At 62.7% G+C, this 18814-nt stretch carries 20 protein-coding genes and 1 pseudogene; 12 read left to right on the forward strand and 9 right to left on the reverse strand.

Going from position 1 to position 18814, the window contains the following annotated elements; all coding sequences use genetic code 11:
- Positions 1 to 120: 120 nt before the first annotated feature.
- Positions 121 to 660 carry a pentapeptide repeat-containing protein gene (locus FLM9_RS00100; RefSeq protein ID WP_074456687.1) on the reverse strand — a complete coding sequence of 180 codons (540 nt, stop codon included), beginning with the start codon at positions 658 to 660 and terminating at the stop codon, positions 121 to 123.
- A gap of 214 nt (positions 661 to 874) precedes the next feature.
- On the opposite strand from FLM9_RS00100, the gene FLM9_RS00105 reads away from it, so the two are divergent.
- The 7 genes from FLM9_RS00105 to FLM9_RS00135 are packed head-to-tail and all read left to right on the forward strand — an operon-like array spanning position 875 to position 8640.
- Entirely contained in the window at positions 875 to 2119 is a 1245-nt protein-coding gene (locus FLM9_RS00105; RefSeq protein ID WP_074456688.1) for an ABC transporter substrate-binding protein, read from the forward strand.
- Between the two features lie 25 nt (positions 2120 to 2144).
- Positions 2145 to 2912: an ABC transporter ATP-binding protein gene (locus tag FLM9_RS00110; RefSeq protein WP_074456689.1), complete on the forward strand. Its 768-nt coding sequence runs from the start codon at positions 2145 to 2147 to the stop codon at positions 2910 to 2912.
- 18 nt (positions 2913 to 2930) lie between these two features.
- Entirely contained in the window at positions 2931 to 3641 is a 711-nt protein-coding gene (locus FLM9_RS00115) for an ABC transporter ATP-binding protein (protein WP_074456690.1), read from the forward strand.
- 35 nt (positions 3642 to 3676) lie between these two features.
- Positions 3677 to 4828 (forward strand): branched-chain amino acid ABC transporter permease, encoded by a 1152-nt coding sequence (locus FLM9_RS00120; RefSeq protein ID WP_218969697.1) that lies wholly within the window; start codon positions 3677 to 3679, stop codon positions 4826 to 4828.
- A gap of 2 nt (positions 4829 to 4830) precedes the next feature.
- Positions 4831 to 6192: a branched-chain amino acid ABC transporter permease gene (locus tag FLM9_RS00125; protein ID WP_218969698.1), complete on the forward strand. Its 1362-nt coding sequence runs from the start codon at positions 4831 to 4833 to the stop codon at positions 6190 to 6192.
- A 28-nt stretch (positions 6193 to 6220) separates the two neighbouring features.
- Complete coding sequence (gene pds / locus FLM9_RS00130; RefSeq protein ID WP_074456691.1) at positions 6221 to 7621, forward strand: 15-cis-phytoene desaturase; 1401 nt, start codon at positions 6221 to 6223, stop codon at positions 7619 to 7621.
- A 41-nt stretch (positions 7622 to 7662) separates the two neighbouring features.
- A complete protein-coding gene (locus FLM9_RS00135) occupies positions 7663 to 8640 on the forward strand; it encodes a phytoene synthase (protein WP_081340067.1) in 978 nt (325 codons plus the stop codon).
- Here FLM9_RS00135 and FLM9_RS00140 read toward each other — a convergent pair.
- Both FLM9_RS00140 and FLM9_RS00145 read right to left on the reverse strand, forming a co-directional pair.
- Entirely contained in the window at positions 8637 to 9089 is a 453-nt protein-coding gene (locus tag FLM9_RS00140) for an RNA recognition motif domain-containing protein (RefSeq protein ID WP_074456692.1), read from the reverse strand. The genes FLM9_RS00135 and FLM9_RS00140 overlap by 4 nt on opposite strands.
- A gap of 123 nt (positions 9090 to 9212) precedes the next feature.
- Entirely contained in the window at positions 9213 to 10466 is a 1254-nt protein-coding gene (locus FLM9_RS00145; RefSeq protein WP_180365243.1) for a tRNA nucleotidyltransferase/poly(A) polymerase-related protein, read from the reverse strand.
- Between the two features lie 43 nt (positions 10467 to 10509).
- Here FLM9_RS00145 and FLM9_RS00150 point away from each other — a divergent pair, with 43 nt between their 5' ends.
- From FLM9_RS00150 to FLM9_RS08440, 4 genes are read left to right on the forward strand one after another with little or no spacing between them, the layout of a single operon-like run.
- Positions 10510 to 10758, forward strand: a complete 249-nt coding sequence (locus tag FLM9_RS00150) for a Ycf34 family protein (protein WP_074456693.1) — start codon at positions 10510 to 10512, stop codon at positions 10756 to 10758.
- A 14-nt stretch (positions 10759 to 10772) separates the two neighbouring features.
- Positions 10773 to 11432, forward strand: a complete 660-nt coding sequence (gene tsaB / locus FLM9_RS00155) for a tRNA (adenosine(37)-N6)-threonylcarbamoyltransferase complex dimerization subunit type 1 TsaB (protein ID WP_074456694.1) — start codon at positions 10773 to 10775, stop codon at positions 11430 to 11432.
- A complete protein-coding gene (locus FLM9_RS08435; RefSeq protein ID WP_074456695.1) occupies positions 11429 to 11749 on the forward strand; it encodes a hypothetical protein in 321 nt (106 codons plus the stop codon). The genes tsaB and FLM9_RS08435 overlap by 4 nt, the downstream gene beginning before the upstream one ends.
- Positions 11737 to 12006 (forward strand): hypothetical protein, encoded by a 270-nt coding sequence (locus FLM9_RS08440; protein ID WP_257242929.1) that lies wholly within the window; start codon positions 11737 to 11739, stop codon positions 12004 to 12006. The genes FLM9_RS08435 and FLM9_RS08440 overlap by 13 nt, the downstream gene beginning before the upstream one ends.
- Here the strand turns inward: FLM9_RS08440 and FLM9_RS00170 are convergent.
- From FLM9_RS00170 to rpaB, 5 genes and pseudogenes are all read right to left on the reverse strand, one after another.
- Positions 11960 to 12652 (reverse strand): lysophospholipid acyltransferase family protein, encoded by a 693-nt coding sequence (locus tag FLM9_RS00170; RefSeq protein WP_074456697.1) that lies wholly within the window; start codon positions 12650 to 12652, stop codon positions 11960 to 11962. The two genes, FLM9_RS08440 and FLM9_RS00170, sit on opposite strands and share 47 nt — an antisense overlap.
- Positions 12653 to 12662: 10 nt before the next feature.
- Entirely contained in the window at positions 12663 to 13553 is an 891-nt protein-coding gene (gene fabD / locus FLM9_RS00175; protein ID WP_074456698.1) for an ACP S-malonyltransferase, read from the reverse strand.
- Between the two features lie 28 nt (positions 13554 to 13581).
- Positions 13582 to 14595, reverse strand: a complete 1014-nt coding sequence (locus tag FLM9_RS00180) for a beta-ketoacyl-ACP synthase III (protein WP_074456706.1) — start codon at positions 14593 to 14595, stop codon at positions 13582 to 13584.
- A 39-nt stretch (positions 14596 to 14634) separates the two neighbouring features.
- Entirely contained in the window at positions 14635 to 15816 is a 1182-nt protein-coding gene (plsX, locus tag FLM9_RS00185; RefSeq protein ID WP_081340070.1) for a phosphate acyltransferase PlsX, read from the reverse strand.
- 205 nt (positions 15817 to 16021) lie between these two features.
- A pseudogene (rpaB, locus tag FLM9_RS00190) lies at positions 16022 to 16744 on the reverse strand (response regulator transcription factor RpaB); the annotation flags it as partial.
- 139 nt (positions 16745 to 16883) lie between these two features.
- Between rpaB and radA the strand changes: the two are divergent.
- Positions 16884 to 18314 (forward strand): DNA repair protein RadA, encoded by a 1431-nt coding sequence (gene radA / locus FLM9_RS00195; RefSeq protein WP_074456700.1) that lies wholly within the window; start codon positions 16884 to 16886, stop codon positions 18312 to 18314.
- A gap of 26 nt (positions 18315 to 18340) precedes the next feature.
- Here the strand turns inward: radA and FLM9_RS00200 are convergent.
- Positions 18341 to 18814, reverse strand: a 474-nt coding sequence (locus FLM9_RS00200; RefSeq protein ID WP_074456701.1) for a photosystem I assembly protein Ycf3, incomplete at its 5' end; no start/stop codon positions are given.

Below are 18814 nucleotides of genomic sequence, written 5' to 3' on the forward strand. Positions count from 1 at the left end.
AGATCCCAGTCACTCACTACATCCTAATACCCTCGACACTTGTTCAGAGGTGCCTTAGCCAAAGACAGGATTCCATGAATCAATAAGCCACAGATGAAGAAGGGCAACAGCAACATCACTTCAGCAGTAGGGAGCCAGGCTGTCCCGGGTGGATGCCCCTGTCTCGGGATTGACCCCTTCGGCAGTGGCGCAGAGCTGCCGGGCCACGCCGGGATCAAGCAGGGCATCGCTGAAGTCCGCACCCTTGATCCGGGCCCCGTCCCAGCGGACACCGGTGGCGATAGCCTCGCGGAGATCGGCGTTGCGCAGGTCGGTGTTGCGGAAATCTGCGGCATCCATCAGCACGTTGCTCAGATTGGCCGCCACGAAGCGGGCGCCCTGAAACACCCCCTTGGTGAGGATAGCGCCGTGGAGGTTGCTGCCACTGAAATCGGCGTCCCAGGCATGGGCGCCGGCAAAGGAGGTGTTTTCCAGATCCTGCCCCTGGAAATCCTCGCGATCATGGGTGGTGAGGGTGTAGTCCACCCGCCCTTGAAAGAGGGCCCGCTGCTCCAGGCCGGCGGCCGCCAGCCCATGGTCACCCGTGGGAAGCGCCACACCAGCTATCAGCGCCAGGGCCAGCAGCAGTCCGGCACACGCCCGCTTGACGATGGCGTTCATTCCTCTTGCTCACAGCCCATCTTGACTCTAAAGGGCACCTCGAAAAATCGGTCAAGCCTCCGACACAGGATGCCCTCTCACCATCGCAAAGCTAGTTGTGATGAGAGTTTGCATGGGCCAGCCGACTGTTGCCGGTGAGGGATGCGGCGATTTTCTGTGGTGCCCTAATCTGTGGTGCCCTAAACTTGATTCTGGTTGTTTATCGTTTCTAGGCATGGATCCGCACCCCATCTCGATCTACTCGAGACTCACCTCAGCCTTGGGATCCGGTCTCGTGGCTTTGAGTCTGTGTGCTGCGACGACTCCTGCCCTGACTCAGACAGACAAGGCCGTCAAGATTGGTGTGCTGTTGGGCTTTACCGGCCCGATCGAGTCTCTCATTCCGCCCATGGCCGACAGTGCTGACCTGGCCTTTAAGCAGGTTTCAGACAGTGGCCAGTTTCTGGATGGCAAAACCATTGAATCCGTGCGGGCCGATTCCACGTGTATCGATGCCGGTGCCGCCACGGCAGCCGCGGAGCGCTTGGTCACGTCTGAAAAGGTGGTCGCCATTCTCGGTGCGGATTGCTCCGGCGTCACAATCGCCGTGGCCAACAACGTGGCCGTTCCCAAAGGGATTGCCCTGATCTCCCCCTCAGCCACGTCTCCGGCCCTATCCACCATCGACGACGATGGTCTGTTCTTCCGCACATCCCCGTCTGATGCTCGCCAAGGGAAAGTGCTGGCTCAGGTGATCAAGGAGCGGGGCTACGACACCATTGCCATCACCTACACCAAGAACGACTACGGCAAGGGTCTGAGCGAGAGCTTGCAAGCAGGCTTCGAGGCGTTGGGCGGAACGGTCGCCATCAGCACAGCCCATGAGGACGGCAAGGGGGACTACACAGCCGAGGTGGCTGAGTTGGCGGAGGCAGGCAGTGACCTGCTGGTGGTGCTGGGCTATGCCGATCAGGGCGGCATCGGCATCGTTCGCGCCGCTCTGGACACCGGCGCCTTCGAGATCTTCGGCTTGGGGGACGCCATGTACTCTCCCACGGTGCTGGATAGCATCAAGGCCGATGGCAATGACCTGACCGGTTCCTTTGGAACGGTCCCGGGCAATGAAGGCGAAGGCGTGGATGCGTTCCAGGAGATTGTCACCCCTGTCGGTCTGGATGGGCAAGGTCCGTTCACCGGTGAAAGCTATGATGCAGCGGCCCTCATGGCCCTGGCCATGCAAAGGGGCGGCGAGGCCACATCGGAAGCCATCGCTGCCAACATGATCGCCGTGGCCAACGCCCCAGGGGAAAAGATCCTGCCCGGCCAACTGGATAAGGCGCTTAAGATCCTCGCGGCCGGCGGCGAGGTGGACTACGTGGGTGTCACCAACGTGGAACTTGTCGGTCCTGGCGAGGCGGCCGGCAGCTATCGGGAGTACGAAGTCCAGGGCGACGAATTTAAAACCGTTCGCTTTCGTTGACGATCTGCTGCTGTGCTGAAAGACCATGATCCGCACCGTCGGCCTCCACATGCACTTTGGCGGCATCCGGGCTGTCAACGGCGTCAGCCTGGAGATCCCCAGGGGCCGAATCACCGGCCTGATCGGTCCCAACGGTGCGGGCAAGACCACCTTTTTCAACGTGGTGGCCGGACATCACAAGCCCACGGCCGGCCGTGTCTACCTGGACGAGGAGGACGTGACCGGTCTGGCGGCCCACGAACTCTTCGCCCGGGGTTTGCTGCGCACCTTTCAAATTGCCCACGAGTTCTCCACCCTCACGGTGCGCGAGAACCTAATGATGGTTCCCGGTGAGCAACCGGGGGAACACCTGTGGAACGCCTGGTTCCGCCCGGGGCGGGTGCAGGTCCGGGAGGCGGATATTCAACAACAGGCGGACGAGGTGCTGGATTTTCTCCAAATCACCCATGTGGCAGATGAGCTGGCCGGAAACTTGAGTGGCGGCCAGAAGAAGCTCCTGGAGTTGGGGCGCACCATGATGATCAACCCCAAGGTGGTGTTCCTTGACGAGGTAGGGGCCGGGGTGAACCGCACCCTGCTCCAAACCATCACCACCGCCATTCAACGCCTCAACCGGGAACAGGGCTACACCTTTTGCATGATTGAGCACGATATGAACCTGATCAGCAAGCTTTGTGACGTGGTGGTGGTGATGGCCGAGGGCAAAGTGCTCTGCCAGGGCAGCGCCGCCGATGTGCAGCGGGATCAGCGGGTGATTGAGGCCTACCTTGGCAACAGCCTGATCAACCCATGAACTGCAACCCCGTCATCCATGCCTGACCCTTTCCTCATCGGCGAGGCCATCATCTGCGGCTACGGCGACGCCAACATTCTCCACGGCTGCACCATCTCTGTGGAGAAGGGGGAAATCGCGGTGATTGTGGGACCCAACGGGGCTGGCAAGTCCACGGCCATGAAAGCCATCTTTGGCCTCCTCACGCTTCGTGAGGGATCTGTGCATCTGGGCGGTCAAGACATTTCAACGCTCACCCCTCCGGATCGGGTGGCCGCCGGCATGGGGTTTGTTCCCCAGACCCATAACGTGTTTCCCTCCCTCACCGTCCGGGAAAACCTGGAGATGGGCGCCTACCTCTGCCCGCAAAACATCGAGGACAGGATCGAGCAGTTGGCCCGACTGTTCCCCATCTTGAAAGAACGCTCCCGGCAGCCGGCGGGGGAGCTCTCCGGTGGGCAGCGGCAACAGGTGGCTGTGGCCCGGGCCATGATGACCCAGCCCCAGGTTCTGATGCTGGATGAACCCACGGCGGGGGTGAGTCCCATCCTGGTGCAGGAACTCTTTGCCAAGGTTCAGGAGATTGCAGCGGCAGGCATCGCCGTGCTGATCGTGGAGCAAAACGCTCGGCAGGCCTTGAGCTTTGCCCACAAGGGGTTTGTGCTGGTGCAGGGGAAAAACCGTTTTACCGGCACGGGTCAAGATCTGTTGGACGATCCTGACGTGCGCCAGAGCTTTCTGGGAGGCTGAGGTTGACCATGGAGCCCCCACCTCATCCATCACCCGTGGACAGCAACGTTGTGGACACCCAAGCCGTGGACACCAAGGCCGAGACCAAACGCCCACCGGCGCCATGGCGCCGGCCATTGTGGATCGCCGTGGGGGTGGCCCTGGGGCTCGCTGTCCTTTCCATGGTGAGCCGGGACGGGGGAGGCATCGATCTCCTCAACGCGCTGGTGCGGTTCGCCAACTTTGTGGTGATTCCGGGGATCTCCTACGGCTGCCAGTTGGGCCTGGGGGCCTTGGGGGTGACCCTGATCTACGCGGTGATGCGATTTTCCGACTTCGCCCATGCGGACACCATGGCGTTCGGCGCCATGGGGGTCATCCTGGCGACACGGGTGTTGCAGGGCATGGGCATCTCGGCAGGACCACTGCCCACGGCCCTGCTGGCCCTCCCCTTCGGCATTCTGGGGGCCGTGACCCTGGCCCTGGTGTTCGACCGCGCCGTCTATCGATTTTATCGACGGCAGCGGGCAGCGCCCGTCACCTTCGTCATTGCTTCCATCGGCGCCATGTTTGTCACCAACGGCCTGGTGCGCCTCATCATCGGCCCCGGCGACCAGCGCTTTGCCGATGGGGACCGCTTCATTATCCGCGTTCAGACGTTTAAGGAGATGACAGGGTTATCGGAAGGCCTGGCCCTGAGAACCACCCACGTGATCACCCTGGTGGTGGCCGTGATGGTGGTGCTGGGCCTGTTTGTCTTCCTGAATCGGACACCGCTGGGGAAGGCCATGCGGGCCTATGCCGACAATGAAGACCTGGCCCTGCTCAGCGGCATCAACCCGGAACGGGTGGCCCTCTGGACATGGATCATTGCCGCAACGCTGGCCACCATCGCGGGCACCCTCTACGGCCTTGATAAATCCTTCAAACCCTTCACCTATTTCCAGCTTCTGCTTCCCATCTTCGCCAGCGCCATTGTGGGGGGGATTGGCAAACCTCTCGGGGCCATTGCCGGTGGTTTTGTGGTGGCCTTCTCGGAAATTGCCTTCACCTATCCCTACCGCAAAATCCTCGGCTACCTGGGCTTTGAAACCGACAGTTTGGTGCAACTGCTGTCCACGGATTACAAGTTCGCCGTGTGCTTCATCATCCTGGTGGTGGTGCTGATCTGGCGACCACGGGGCATCTTCCAGGGGCGGGTGATATGAGGATGGACACAGATACAGGCATGGGGCGACCGTTCTGGCTGGCTCTGGCCATGGCCATGGCGCTGGTGGCTGTGGGCGTGCTGCAGAGTTGGAACGTGGCCATGGCCATTCTGAATTTGCAACTCATCTCGGCCCTGATGGCCTTGGGGGTCAATATCCAGTGGGGCTATGGGGGGCTGTTTAATTTCGGGATCATGGGCTTCACGGCGTTGGGTGGCCTGGCTGCCGTGCTGGTGGCCATGCCCCCGGTGGCTGAAGCCTGGGCCGTCGGTGGTCGCGGCATGGCCACGGCAGCCGTCACCATGGCGGGCACAGCCGCTGCCATCTGGGCGCTCCATCGGTTGATCAAGGTGAAGGCGCTGCGGGGACCGGCCATGGCGCTGGTGTTTGTGGTGGGTCTTGCCCTGACCCGGTCGTTCTATAGCCCCAGTGTGGCCGCCATTGAAGCGGTGGACCCCTCCGTCACCGGTTTTTTGGGTGGCCTGGGGCTACCCATCATGGTCTCGTGGCTGGCTGGCGGGGCCCTGGCGGCTGCCGTGGCCTGGGTCATTGGCCGCATCACCCTGGGTCTGCAATCAGACTATCTGGCCATTGCCACCCTGGGCATCTCGGCAGCCCTGGTGGCCGTGCTCAGAAACGAGGACTGGCTGGCCCGTGGGGTGAAAAACGTCACCACGCTGCCCCGACCTGTGCCCTATGAGCAGGATCTCCAGGGACAGGACTGGTTCGTTGACCTCAGTGTGCGGGTGGGCATGGATCCGTCTCTCCTGTCCGGCATTGCGGTCAAAGCCCTGTATGCCCTCCTCTTTGGCAGCGTACTCCTGGTGCTGTTCTGGCTGTCCCACAGGGCCCTCCATTCCCCCTGGGGCCGCATGATGCGGGCCATCCGGGACAATCGCGACGCGGCGGAAGCCATGGGCAAGGACGTCACCCGGCGCCACCTGCAAGTTTTTGTTCTGGGTTCAGCCGTGGTGGGCATTGCGGGCGCCATGCTGGTGACCCTGAACGGGCAATTCACACCGGCCTCCTATGCCCCCTTCCGCTACACGTTCCTGATCTGGGTGATGGTGATCGTCGGTGGCTCCGGCAACAACGGGGGCGCCATCCTGGGAGGGTTTCTCATCTGGTTCCTGTGGGTGCAGGCGGAAGTTGGTGGTCCATGGCTGATGACCCTGCTCACTTCCGGTCTCCAGGAGGACGCTCCCCTGCGTCAGCACCTGCTCAACGTGGCGCCCCACATGCGCCAATTGGTGATGGGGTGCATCCTGCTGGTGGTCCTGCGGCTGAGTCCCCGGGGACTGCTGCCGGAGCCAAGAGGCAGACACGGCCTTGCCCAGCAGCGGAACGGAACGGAACATTCTTAAAATTTCCGGGCATCAGAGTCTTTTTCCCATGCGTGTTGCCATTGCGGGCGCCGGGCTGGCCGGATTGTCGTGTGCCAAGTACCTGGCGGACGCGGGCCACACGCCGGTGGTCTACGAAGCCAGGGATGTGCTGGGGGGCAAGGTGGCGGCCTGGAAGGACGAGGAGGGGGACTGGTACGAGACCGGACTGCATATTTTCTTTGGCGCCTACCCCAACATGTTGCAATTGCTGGGGGAGTTGGGCATTGAGGACCGCCTGCAGTGGAAAGACCACGCCATGATCTTCAATCGGCGGGAAGTGCCAGGAACCTACAGCCGCTTTGATTTTCCGGATCTGCCCGCCCCCGTCAACGGCATTGCCGCCATCCTCGGCAACAACGATCTGCTGAGTTGGCCGGAGAAAATTGCCTTCGGGGTTGGGCTGGTGCCTGCCATGTTGAGGGGGCAGTCCTATGTGGAAGCCTGTGACCAGTACTCCTGGACCCAGTGGCTACGGCTGCACAACATCCCGGAGCGGGTCAACGATGAAGTGTTCATCGCCATGAGCAAGGCCCTCAACTTCATCCATCCCGACGAGATCTCCGCCACCGTGGTGCTCACGGCCCTGAACCGCTTCCTGCAGGAAAAGCACGGCTCCCGCATGGCGTTTCTGGATGGGGCGCCGCCGGAGAGACTCTGCCAGCCGCTGGTGGATCACATTTGTGCCCATGGCGGCACCGTGGAACTCAACACCCCCTTACGGACCATTGATCTGGCCCCGGACGGTCACGTGGCCAGCTTCGGCATGGGGGGTAAGGACCACCCCCCCGTGGTGGCGGATGCCTATGTGAGCGCCCTGCCAGTGGACGCGCTCAAGTTGCTGCTGCCGGCGCCATGGCGACAACTGTCTCCGTTTGCCAAGTTGGCCGGGCTCCAAGGTGTCCCCGTCATCAATGTTCACCTCTGGTTTGACGACAAGCTCACGGACATTGACCATCTTCTGTTCAGTCGCTCCCCCCTGCTCAGTGTCTATGCGGACATGAGCGTCACCTGCAAGGGCTACGAGGATCCTGAGCGCTCCATGCTGGAGTTGGTGTTTGCCCCGGCCAAGGACTGGATCAGCCGCAGGGACCACGACATTGTCCAGGCCACCATGGAAGAATTGAGAACTCTGTTTCCCAACCATTTTAGCGGGGACAACCCTGCCCAGCTTCGCAAATACCGGGTGGTGAAGACCCCCCTATCGGTCTACAAGACCACGCCCGGTTGTCAGAAGCTGCGCCCCGACCAGGCCACCCCGATCCCCAATTTCTTTTTAGCGGGGGACTACACCCGGCAGCGCTACATGGCCTCCATGGAGGGGGCCGTCCTCAGCGGCAAGCTCTGCGCCCAGGCCATCGTCCGGCATGGTGCGGCATCAAGTGGGGCATCACCAGCCAAAACACACTGATACGCTGTTCCCAGCTTGTCCGGACGGCTGCCATTGCGCCCATGAGCCCTTCGCAATCTGTCCGTCCCAACTGGCTGGCTGATTCCCGTTCGCCCGTCCTGTGGTGTGGCGATGCGGTGGACTGTCCCAGCCTGGAGGAGGGCTATGAAGCCTGCCGCGCTGAAACCCGGCACTGGGCCAAAACCTATTACCTGGGCAGCCTGTTGATGCCCCCCCAGAAGCGCCGCGCCATCTGGGCCATCTATGTATGGTGCCGACGCACGGACGAACTGGTGGATGCTCCCGATGCAGCCACCATGGACCCCACCGAACTTCATCAGCGTCTCAGCCAATGGGAAGAGCGGACCCTGCGGCTGTTTGCCGGAGAGGTACGCGATGCCCAGGACATGGCGCTCTGGGACACCCTGCAGCGCTATCCCCAGGACATCAGGCCTTACCTGGAGATGATCGCCGGGCAACGGATGGACATCACCCTGAAACGCTACCGGACGTTTGAGGACCTTAAACTTTACTGCTACCGGGTGGCGGGCACCGTGGGCCTGATGAGCCAAGCGGTAATGGGGTTGGACGAGGCCTTTTACTCCGCCCCCTGGAGCCGCTGCCCCGACCCCACCAACTGCGCCGTGGCCCTGGGCATCGCCAGCCAACTCACCAACATTTTACGGGACGTGGGGGAGGATCGGGAGCGGGGACGCATCTACATTCCCCAGGAGGAACTGGCCCGGTTCAACTACACGGAAGTGGAACTGATGGCTGGGATCATCAACGAACACTGGCGTGATCTGATGAAGTTCCAAGTGCAGCGGGCCCGGGAGTGGTTCCGTCGCTCGGAGGCGGGGATTCGTTGGCTCTGCAAAGATGCCCGCTGGCCCGTGTGGACCTCCTTGCAGCTTTACCAGGACATTCTCAGGGTCATTGAAGACAACGGCTACGACGTCTTCTCCCGCAGGGCTTACGTCCCCCGCTTGAGAAAGCTGCTGAGCCTGCCCATCGCCTTTGCCCTGGCCCAGTCCCGCTAAACTGCCGTCTTCTGTTGTTCCAGCAGCAGCTTGAGCTTGGAGAGTTCCTGGCTCCAGCGGGGATCCGGGGCATCCACTTCGGCAAGTTCGCGGTGAACCACCTTGTCGGCCGCCTTACTGGCACGGGGGGACGCTTGATCACTGCGGCGGCCGCTGGCGTTGCGGTTGCCGTCCTTGCGCTCGGAGCGCTCCACACGCAGGGCTTGACCGGCAAACTCCTTGCCGTTGAACCGGGCAATAATGGCCTCGGCTAGCCGCTCATCACTGACGTTGATGAAGCCAAAGCCACGACACTCGCCAGTCTCCCGGTCGGTCACCGGTTTGAGGCGAATGCTTTGATCAACACCAGCTTTGAACTGGCCCTCAAGCTCTTGCAGGTCAGCATCCCGGGGCACGTTGCCCACATAGATGCGAATTCCTTGCTGATTATTGTTGGAACGGTTGCTCATACGTTGCAATGGTGAAAGGACGTGGAAAGCGTGAAAAGTAACGTTGAAGTCAAGAGTGAAGTCAACAGGATGCTGGAACCTTTTGGGTGGACCCAAGCCAAAATCGCCACTATCTTTATCACATCAGGATGACTCGGGTTTCTTCCTGCCGGGCATCTGCCGGGAATCGGCTGCCTGTTGCAGCCATTGTCGGGCGCTGTCTAGGATGGACGCCTCATCATGAGCAGCCAAGCGCCCGAAGGCGTTCTCGTGCCGCAGAAAGGCCATCAACGCTCCCAACCGGGGACTGGGTGATAAAGACAAAGCTTCCTGCAAACGGTGACCACTGAGGGGACAGTGGGGATGGCAGAGGGAGTCCGCAGGATCCTGCCAGCGATACAGCCACATCTTAGCTTCTTCCAGGCTCAACCGGTTTTGGGCCAGAAGAACCAGCAGGAGTGCTGGAAGGTCCGTCGTCAAGTCCAGATGCAACTGGACTTGCTGGTCCTCCGTCAGCCGCGCCATTGATGCCGCCCACACCTGGCGCCAGTGGTTAAGCCGTTGCCACTGCCGTTGCCGGCGCCTGCTGCAGCCCAGGCGTTCCACCGCGGACTGGGCCCCCAAGACTCCCGAGAGCCGGGCCAAGGCCAACTGGCCCGCCAAAGACTTCCTCTCCAGGTCCAAAGCCCTGGCCAGTCGGTGGCTCAGACATTTCAGCCCTGGCCATGGTCGCACCATGGGGAGCCAGGTTTGCAATACGGTTCCTGTCTCAATGAGCCAGTGGTGAGCCTGGGGCGCCCCACAGAGTCGCTCCAGTTCCGCCAGGACGCGCTCGGACGCCACCAGGCCCAGCTTCGGTGCCTCCTGCTGCAGCCATTGACGGGTGCGCTCCTCAATCGTGCATTCTAGTTCAGCCGCCAGGCGATAGGCCCGCAGCACCCGCAGGGGATCGGCAGCCAGGTTGGCGGCGGCAACACAGCGCAGACGCCGCAGGACTAGGTCCTGCAGGCCACCACAGGGATCGTGGAACGTTCGCCGCCTCAGGTGGTACGCCATGGCATTGAGGGAAAAATCCCGCCGCCACAGGTCCGCCTCCATGGTGGCACCGTCCCAAGCCGCCACGTCCACCGTCCAGGGGCCGTGGACCAGGCGTCCCATGTCACGCGCCTGGTCCAACACCACCACCGTGCCCCCCCAGCGGCTGGCCAGTTGCCGACACAACTGGATGGCCCCCCGGGGAACGGTCAGATCCAGGTCGGGATTGTCCTTGAGGCGCCCCAGCAACGCGTCACGAACAGCACCCCCCACCAGGACGGCATCTCCAGGGAGCGCGATCCAGGGGAAGGGTGGAGACAACTTAGTGACTGCGCTGGTCAGTTGGGCCGTAGCGTCTGCCAAGGCCGGGCCACAATGGACATCACCTGTTGTGGCGTCACTGCCCATGTGCATCTGTATTCACTGCCACTGGGTGGACCGTTGCTCCACGTATCACGCTGTAGAAAGCCAGCATGGCGCCAGGCATCTGACGCCAACACCGGACTTTGAGCCCCGTCAGCCTCGCATCAACGTCCATCTACGGTCCCAAGGGCTGACCACCACGGTGGAGTGGGACGTGGTGGCCTGCAACAGCTTCTTGACGGACCTTGGCCATTGGCAGCGTTTGCGGCCCCTGGAGGCCGTGCCCACTTGAGGGCAGCCTCTGCCATGGGTGCGCAGTCGCTGGACCCGGATTTAGCGCTGGCGATCCACACCTCCAGCCCCGAGTTGGCCATGGTGTTGGCGCCATTCCCCTGGTCAGGGGATACACCCGTGTCCGTTCTCTGCAAGGCAACGGGGAAAGGTCTCGCCAACGTGCTGCACCAGGAGTTGCTGACGCTCTTGCCAGCCTCCCAATGGGGCCGGCTGGCGGCTCTGGCTGTGGCCACAGGACCCGGAGGCTTCACGGGCACCCGTTTGGGGGTGGTCCTAGCCCGAACCATGGCCCAGAATTTACACATCCCCTTGTTTGGCTGCGGCAGTTTTGTCCTCATGGCACGGCGTCTGGCACCACAGCTTCTCCAGGAACATCCCGAAGGCGGCGCCATTCAACTGGAGCAGCCGTTGCGGAAACGCGGCTGGATCAGGGGCTGTTACCGGATCACGGCCCATGGCGGCGTCCAGGAGTGCCAAGCGCCCCAACTCCTGACAACCGCGGCGTCCCATGGAGAAGAATCACCATGGCTTCATCACCCTGCCGTAGTAGATCCCGCAATCGATGTGGTGGAGTTGTTGCGGGTGCTGATGGAGCGTCAGGCCCTGGGTGATCCCGGGCATTGGCAAGGGGTGCTGCCATTGTATCCGGCAGCAGCGCCGCAGTCTCCATGAGAGCCCTGATCACCATGCTCAAGTGGCTCAGCGTGCTGGCCATGGGTCTGGGTATGGGGTGGTTGCTGCGAACGGCAAGTCAACACCCTGTTCAACCACCCCAGTTGATCTTTGTGGCGGGAGGATTTGAGTACCGCGAACGCCATGCGGCCCGCTTGGCCCAGGAACACAACCTGCCAGTGCTGGTGAGCGGGGGCCTGAGCGCCGCCTACGGCAGAGCCCTGTTTTTTGAGGAAGGGGTGCAGGGTCTCAACTCAGCCGTGACGACCAGGCCAGCGATACTTTGGAAAACTTCACCACCCTGTTGGCGGAGCTGAAGCAACGCCAAGTGCGCCACCTGTTACTGGTCACCGGTGTGGACCACATGCCCAGGGCCTCTCTGGTGGGACACATTGTGGCGGGGAGTCGTGGAATCCAGGTCACGCCTGTCCCTGTGGATTGCGCGGATGTCTGCGTCTGGGAGTCTCCCCTGAAGGTGGCGGCCGATGCCCTGCGGGCCGTCATCTGGGTGGTGAGCGGCCAGGACGTCAAGAGGCTTGTTCTGGCCCAGAGCCGGGCAGAGGCGCCCCGGTGAGCAAGCCGTTGATCACGGCAGCACACCGCTGGGACGTGGCCTCCATGGTCTGACGATCACGGTTGGCGGGGGCAGGGATGGGGGCGCCGATCCGAATGGTGATGGGCACCAGCTTGAGGCCCATGCTCCCCCTGGACAGGGCGCGATGGCTATTGAAAATGGCCACCGGCAGCAGGGGACAACCACTGCGCTGCGCCAACAACGCGGCCCCATGACGGGGACGCTCCACCATGCCGGTGGTACTGCGGGTGCCGTCCAGAAACACCCCTACCAGCCAGCCACACTGAAGTTGAGCCAGGCAACGGTCCAAGGCGCGGCGATCCACGTGGCCGCGGCGCACGGGCACCGCCCCCAGCCCACGAATCAGGGGTGCCAACACCGGCACACGAAACAACTCCTGTTTGGCTATGAAGGCCACCGGTCGCCCCATGGCACAACTCAGCAGGGGGGGATCCAGATCGCTGCCGTGGTTGGCCACCACCACACAGGGTTCTCCCCGGTACGCCGGTGGCCGCCCCTCAACCCGACCGTGAAAGGCCAGCCGGAACAGGGGGTTGACCACCAAAGTGCGCAGCAGCCAGTAACTGATCCGGGCACTCCAGGGGGCAACGTGGGCGGGCTGCAGGGCGCGATTGTCTTGTCCCATGGCCGTGAACTCAGCGGGCCAAGGCCGCCATGGTGTTGATCTGACAAATGTTGAGGTTGGGGAGGCTCCGCTTCAGCAGCCCCGAGAGCACGGCCCCCGGTCCGATTTCCAGCACGGTGTCAATGCCCAGGCTGGCCAGGTGGTCCATGGTTTCCCGCCAGCGCACCCCGGAGACCATTTGCTGCACCAGGTTGGCCTTGAGGGTGGAGCCGTCCGTACTGCTCCGTGCGGTGGCATTGCTCACCACCGGCACGGTGGCATCGGCAAAGGGGACGGTCTCCAGAAACTGGGCAAAGCGAGCCGCTGGCTCCTTCATCAAGGGGGAATGGAAGGCACCGGAGACAGCCAGGGGAACACTGCGCTTGCAGCGAACGGTGGAGCAGACCTGCCGGACTGACGCTGCTGTGCCGGAGAGCACCACCTGACTGGCGCTGTTGTCGTTGGCAATGACCACGTCCTGTTGCGCCGCCACGGCAGCCTCCAACTCAGGGCGCGCAAAACCCATCACGGCCGTCATGGCGCCGCCCCCTGCCGCGGCCATCAGCTCGCACCGTTGCTTCACTAGGTTCAGGCCCGTCCGGAAGTCAAAGCACCCTGCCCCGTACAGCGCCACCAACTCCCCCAAACTGTGCCCCGCCAACACGTCAGCCTGGTGCCCCTGCTGTTTGCAGCGATCCAGCAGGACAGACTCCAGCACAAACAGGACCGGCTGGCTGTTGCGGGTGTCATTGAGGTCATGGTCCGGACCGACGGCGGTGCCGTCACAGATGGCCGGCAGGTCGCGCCCCAGCAGCCCACTGGCCTGGGCAAACCGCTTCCGGGCCAGGTCATCCTGCAGCACTCCTGCGGCCATGCTCTGCTTCTGTGATCCCTGACCGGGAAACACCCAGGCTGTCCCCATCGCCTCTGCCCTGTGACTCCAGGAGAGCCTAAGCCGCCTCGGGTCGCCCCCAACGCAACAGGGCCGCCCCCCAGCTCAGGCCCGCCCCGAAACCACTGCTGGCGATCAGGTGACCGGGCCGGATCCATTGGGCCGCCACCGCCTCGTGGAGCATGAGGGGAATGGTGGCGGCCGAGGTGTTGCCGTAGTTCTTCAGGTTGCTCAACACCTTGGCAGCCGGGATATCGAGGCGCTGGGCCACGGACGCCAGAATCCGCTCATTGGCCTGGTGGAGTAGCAGCCAGTCCAGGTGTTCTGCGGTGAGCCCGGCCTGCTTCAGGGCCTGGGTCAACACCAGCGGCACCTGCTGGACAGCGAACTTGTACACCTCCTGTCCATCCATGGCGATGGGTTGGAAGCCGCCAGAGCCGACTTGAAGCTGGTCATGGAGTACCTGGGATGTGGCCTGATGGGCCATGGTGAGGCAACTGCGCCGGTGGCCGTCGGTGCGCATGACCATGGCCAGCAGACCCTCCCAGCTCTCGGGAGCAGCTTCCATGGCCACAGCGCCGGCCCCGTCACCAAACAACACACAGGTGCGTCGATCCTGCCAATCCACCCAGCGGCTGAGCAGATCGGCTCCCACCACCAGCACCCGCCTATAGGTGCCGCTACGGATGTACTGCGCTGCCGTGATCAGGGCAAACAGAAACCCACTACAGGCGGCAGTGAGGTCGAAGGCCACGGCGTTGTCGGCCCCCAAGGCTGCCTGCACAGCCGGCGCGGACCCGAAAAGATCGTCCGGACTGGAGGTGGCCAGGAGGATGAGGTCCACCTGATCTGGCCGCCAGCCAGCCCGCTCCAACGCCTGTCGTGCCGCCTGGCTGGAGAGGGATTCCAGGCTGTCTTCAGCCATGGCGATCCGCCGTGCAGCGATGCCGGTACGGCTGCAAATCCAGGCGTCACTGGTGTCCAGCCACAGGCTCAATTCCCCATTGGTCACCACACGGGCCGGCGTGGCAGCACCACTGCCAGTCAGGGCAATGCCAACCGCTGCAGACACAGAACAGCTCCAACCCTGGGCAGTCAATCACAGAGAATCTTACACCGGTGTCGTGGGCTGTTGTTCCTGCACAGGACTGTCAATGTCAGCCGGAGAGGGCATGGAGGTCTGCGGCTGGCAAACCAACTGCCTCAGTTGAGCCATGATGTTCTTGTCACAGGCGGAGAGGGCCAGGCGCAGTGCAGCAACCACTGCCGTGGTGCGGCTGCTGCCGTGGCCCACAATGCAGATGCCGTTGACCCCCAACAGCAAGGCACCCCCGTGCTCTGCATGGTCAAGGCGTTGCTTGATGCGGCGTAAGTTCCCACGCAGGAACGCGGCCCCCAGCTTGCCGCGACGGCCCCGGGGCAGTTCCGCTTTCAGCACGTCCAACAACACCTTGCCCACGGATTCAAGGAATTTCAGGAGCACGTTGCCCGTAAATCCGTCACAAACCACCACGTCAAACTGTCCACTGAGCACGTCGCGGCCTTCACAGTTGCCACGGAAGTCAAGACGTGGCTCGTTCTGCAGCAGGCCGTAGGTGGCCAGGGACAGTTCGTTGCCTTTGCAGGCCTCTTCGCCAATGTTGATGAGTCCCACCCTGGGTTTGTCAACCCCCAGAATGGCGGCACTGTAGATGCTGCCCAGCAGGGCAAATTGGTGCAGATAGGTTGCCTTGCAATCCATGTTGGCGCCCACGTCCAGAACCAGCACCTGCCGGGCCGGGTCGGTGGTGGGAAACAGGGCGCCAATGGCAGGCCGGTCAATGCTCTCCAGCCGCCCCAGACGCAAGATGGCCGAGGCCATCACCGCACCGGAGTTGCCAGCGGAGTAGATCCCATGGGCGCGGCCACTGTTCACCAGATCCATGGCCATGTTGATGCTGGCCTTGCGTTTGCGCCGCACGGCGGTGGCCTCGTCGGCCATGGTCACGGAAGGGCCGGCATCCACGACGGCGATGAGGCCGTTGCTGACGGAGCGCTCAAAATCCTGCAGCAGGACCTCGTCCTGCCAAAGGGTATCCAGGGCTTGGGGCTCGCAGCAAAACCACAATCGCACAGGCAAGCGCTGCACCGCCTCCAGGCAGCCCCGCAGGATGGCCTCCGGGGCATGGTCACCCCCCATGCCGTCCACCGCCAACCAGAGGCGACGACTCAGGTCGTCCTCGGAGCGTTTGGGGAGATGGCGCGTGGTGCGGACATGCCGCAGTGGTCCCACAGCGCTCAGCAGAGACAGCATGAACCTGGGCTGACGGGACAAACGCCGAATGCGGCGGATGCGGCGGATGGCACGGCGGCGCACCCAATGAGAGTCGGATCCTTTCGTTGCCACCGCTTTCGGCAGTCCACCGGCGAGTTTAACTGGAAGACATGGCCATAGGCGCGACTTCAACACGGCTATAGCCGTTGCGTGCCGCCGCCGCTGGCACGGCAAGGGTCTCCCGATCCACGATCCGCTGGAACAGGTAGCCGGTGCCACGAGCTGTGAGGATCAACTCCGGATTGGCGGGATCTTCCTCCAGCTTGGCCCGCAGCCGGGAGATATGCACGTCCACCACCCTCGTGTCCACATGGCGTTCAGGGGTGTAACCCCACACCTCCTTGAGAATCTCGGAGCGACTGAATGGTTCTCCCGATCGACTCACCAGCAACTCCAGCAGACTGAACTCCATCCCCGTGAGGCGAATGCGCTCGTCTCCTTTGAACACTTGGCGTTTATTGGCATCAATGCGCAGCCGGCCCACCTGGATCAGACCGGAACTCGCCGCCCCCGATCCTGAATCCTTGTCAATGCGGCGCAGCACCGAACGAATTCTTGCCTCCAGCTCCTTTGGACTGAAGGGCTTGATCACGTAGTCGTCGGCGCCCAGTTCAAGGCCGGTAATGCGGTCTGCCACGTCCCCCAGGGCAGTGAGCATGATGATGGGCACGTCGGATTCCCGGCGCACCTCCTGGCACACCCCGTAACCATCCAGCTTGGGCATCATCACGTCCAGGACCAGCATGTCCGGATGATGCCGATGGAACAGTTCCAGGGCTTCCTCCCCGTTGCTGGCACTATGCACCATGTAACCAATCATGGAGAGACGGGCCTCCAGAATCCGTCGGATGCTGGCCTCGTCATCCACAACAAGGATTTGTTCTTTTGATGGGTTCCCGGTAGACATGGGCAAAATTCATGCTTGCTTAATAATCGCAAGAGGAGGATCAGGACCACAGCGTTGACCTCGGCAGGCCGCTATTTTTCTTCACAAAGAGGATCTTAAATCTTCATGGAACTCTCCACGTCCCCCGTCCTGCGCTGAAGTGCCCAGAGTTCAGCCGGTTTACCGTTGCCAGTCCTGCGGTTCCCAGGCCCACCAGTTCTTTGGTCGTTGCCCCTCCTGCGGCGCTTGGAACACCCTGCTTGAGGAGTTGCCTACAGCCCGTTCCCTGACGCCGCAGCGGGGCCAACCATCCTCAACTCCACAACGCTCCCGGCCCATGGCGGCAGTGGAGCCCATGGACGAGGTGCGCATCAGCACCGGCTCCAGTGAGCTGGATCGGGTGCTGGGGGGAGGGCTAGTTCGCGGGTCTCTGGTGCTCGTCGGCGGTGATCCCGGCATTGGCAAGTCTACCTTGCTGCTCCAGACCGCCCACCACATGGCCCAACGGGCACGTGTTCTCTACGTCAGCGCGGAGGAGTCGGCCCAGCAGGTGCGGCTGCGCTGGTCACGGTTGCGTGGTTGCCGTCCCCAGACACGGGACCATGACTCCACCAGCGCCATGGGGTTGAATCTCCAGGCGGAGACCGATCTGCACCTAGTGCTGCAGGAATTGGAGAGCCTGGCGCCGGATGTGGCGGTCATTGACAGCATTCAAGCCCTCCACAACCCGGACCTGAGTTCTGCAGCCGGCTCGGTGGCCCAGGTGCGGGAGTGTGCAGCAGCCCTGCGGCAACGGGCCAAGATCATGGACATCGCCATCCTGCTGGTGGGACACGTAACCAAAGAGGGAATGCTGGCTGGTCCCAAAACACTGGAGCACCTGGTGGATGCCGTTCTGAGCTTCGAGGGGGATCGTTTTGCCAGTCACCGTCTCCTGCGGTCCTTGAAAAACCGGTTCGGCGCCACCTTTGAGCTGGGGGTCTTCGAGATGGGGGACAGGGGACTGACGGAGGTCACCAATCCCAGCCAACTGTTTCTGAGCCAGGGGGAACCCACCAGCGGCACCGCCGCCATCGTGGCCTGTGAGGGCACCCGTCCCTTGGTGGTGGAGTTGCAGGCCCTGGTCAGTCCCAGCAGTTACGCCAGCCCACGGCGCTCTGCCACGGGGATTGCCAACAACCGCCTTCATCAGATCCTGGCTGTGCTGGAAAAGCAGTTGGGGCTGCCCCTGTCCCGCTTTGACTGCTACCTGGCCGTTGCCGGTGGCCTGGAGGTGACGGAACCGGCGGCGGACGTGGGTGTGGCGGTGGCCGTGGTGGCCAGCTATCGGGATCTGCTGATTTCCCCCGGCACCTTATGTATTGGCGAACTGGGTCTGGGGGGGCAACTGCGTCCTGTAGCCCGGATGGAGCAGCGCCTCCAGGAAGGACAGCGGCTGGGATTTCACCGGGCTTTGGTGCCCACCGGCAGCGAGATCACCCCCCCGGCCACCATGACCGTCATTGCGGCCGGCACCATCCGCCAGGCCCTGGTGGCTGCCCTGCAAAACGATCCGGCCGGGACGGACAAAGACACCCCACACCAGGCTTGAGGCCCTGGCCCGAGGCTCGACTGCCGTCAAATCAGCACGTCAACACTGCCGCGCCCACTGGTTTTCAGCCAGTTTTGGGCCTCCAGGTAGTTGTTGGGGGCCAGGCGGATGGCCCTGGTCCAGTACTCCGCCGCCTGGCTGTAGTAGCGGTCCATGGCATCGGACTCCCCCTGCTGCTCAGCCTGGTTGCCAAGATGGTGATAGATGACGGCAATGTTGTTCAGAGCCTGGGGCATTCTGGCGTTCAGGGTCAGGGCTTGCTCGTAATGGTCCAGCGCCTGCTGGTGCTCACCGTTGCTGGAATGCACCAGGCCCATGTTGTAGAGAATCCAACTGCGGTCGTTGGGATCGTCTTCCAGCCGCAGCGCCTCGGCAAAGTTTTCCATGGCCTCGGCGTATTCCCCGTCGGCCTGGGCACTCATCCCGTCGCGGTAATAGGCAAAGGCCTCCTTGGAGCGCCGATCCGTGGGCAGCACCTTGAGGATCAGGTCCGCCATCAC

Source organism: Candidatus Synechococcus spongiarum (genome assembly GCF_900047545.1).
In the GTDB taxonomy this organism is placed as follows: Bacteria; Cyanobacteriota; Cyanobacteriia; order PCC-6307; family Cyanobiaceae; genus Synechococcus_B; species Synechococcus_B spongiarum_C.

Bases quoted from the DNA above. Each gene is read 5' to 3' on its own strand.
- pds (WP_074456691.1), top strand. From the start codon at position 6,221: ATGCGTGTTGCCATTGCGGGCGCCGGGCTGGCCGGATTGTCGTGTGCC.
- FLM9_RS00115 (WP_074456690.1), top strand. From the start codon at position 2,931: ATGCCTGACCCTTTCCTCATCGGCGAGGCCATCATCTGCGGCTACGGC.
- FLM9_RS00170 (WP_074456697.1), bottom strand. From the start codon at position 12,652: ATGGGACAAGACAATCGCGCCCTGCAGCCCGCCCACGTTGCCCCCTGG.
- FLM9_RS00140 (WP_074456692.1), bottom strand. From the start codon at position 9,089: ATGAGCAACCGTTCCAACAATAATCAGCAAGGAATTCGCATCTATGTG.
- FLM9_RS00125 (WP_218969698.1), top strand. From the start codon at position 4,831: ATGGACACAGATACAGGCATGGGGCGACCGTTCTGGCTGGCTCTGGCC.
- fabD (WP_074456698.1), bottom strand. From the start codon at position 13,553: ATGGGGACAGCCTGGGTGTTTCCCGGTCAGGGATCACAGAAGCAGAGC.
- FLM9_RS00110 (WP_074456689.1), top strand. From the start codon at position 2,145: ATGATCCGCACCGTCGGCCTCCACATGCACTTTGGCGGCATCCGGGCT.
- FLM9_RS00100 (WP_074456687.1), bottom strand. From the start codon at position 660: ATGAACGCCATCGTCAAGCGGGCGTGTGCCGGACTGCTGCTGGCCCTG.
- FLM9_RS00135 (WP_081340067.1), top strand. From the start codon at position 7,663: ATGAGCCCTTCGCAATCTGTCCGTCCCAACTGGCTGGCTGATTCCCGT.
- tsaB (WP_074456694.1), top strand. From the start codon at position 10,773: ATGGGTGCGCAGTCGCTGGACCCGGATTTAGCGCTGGCGATCCACACC.
- FLM9_RS00105 (WP_074456688.1), top strand. From the start codon at position 875: ATGGATCCGCACCCCATCTCGATCTACTCGAGACTCACCTCAGCCTTG.
- FLM9_RS08435 (WP_074456695.1), top strand. From the start codon at position 11,429: ATGAGAGCCCTGATCACCATGCTCAAGTGGCTCAGCGTGCTGGCCATG.
- plsX (WP_081340070.1), bottom strand. From the start codon at position 15,816: ATGCTGTCTCTGCTGAGCGCTGTGGGACCACTGCGGCATGTCCGCACC.
- FLM9_RS00150 (WP_074456693.1), top strand. From the start codon at position 10,510: ATGTGCATCTGTATTCACTGCCACTGGGTGGACCGTTGCTCCACGTAT.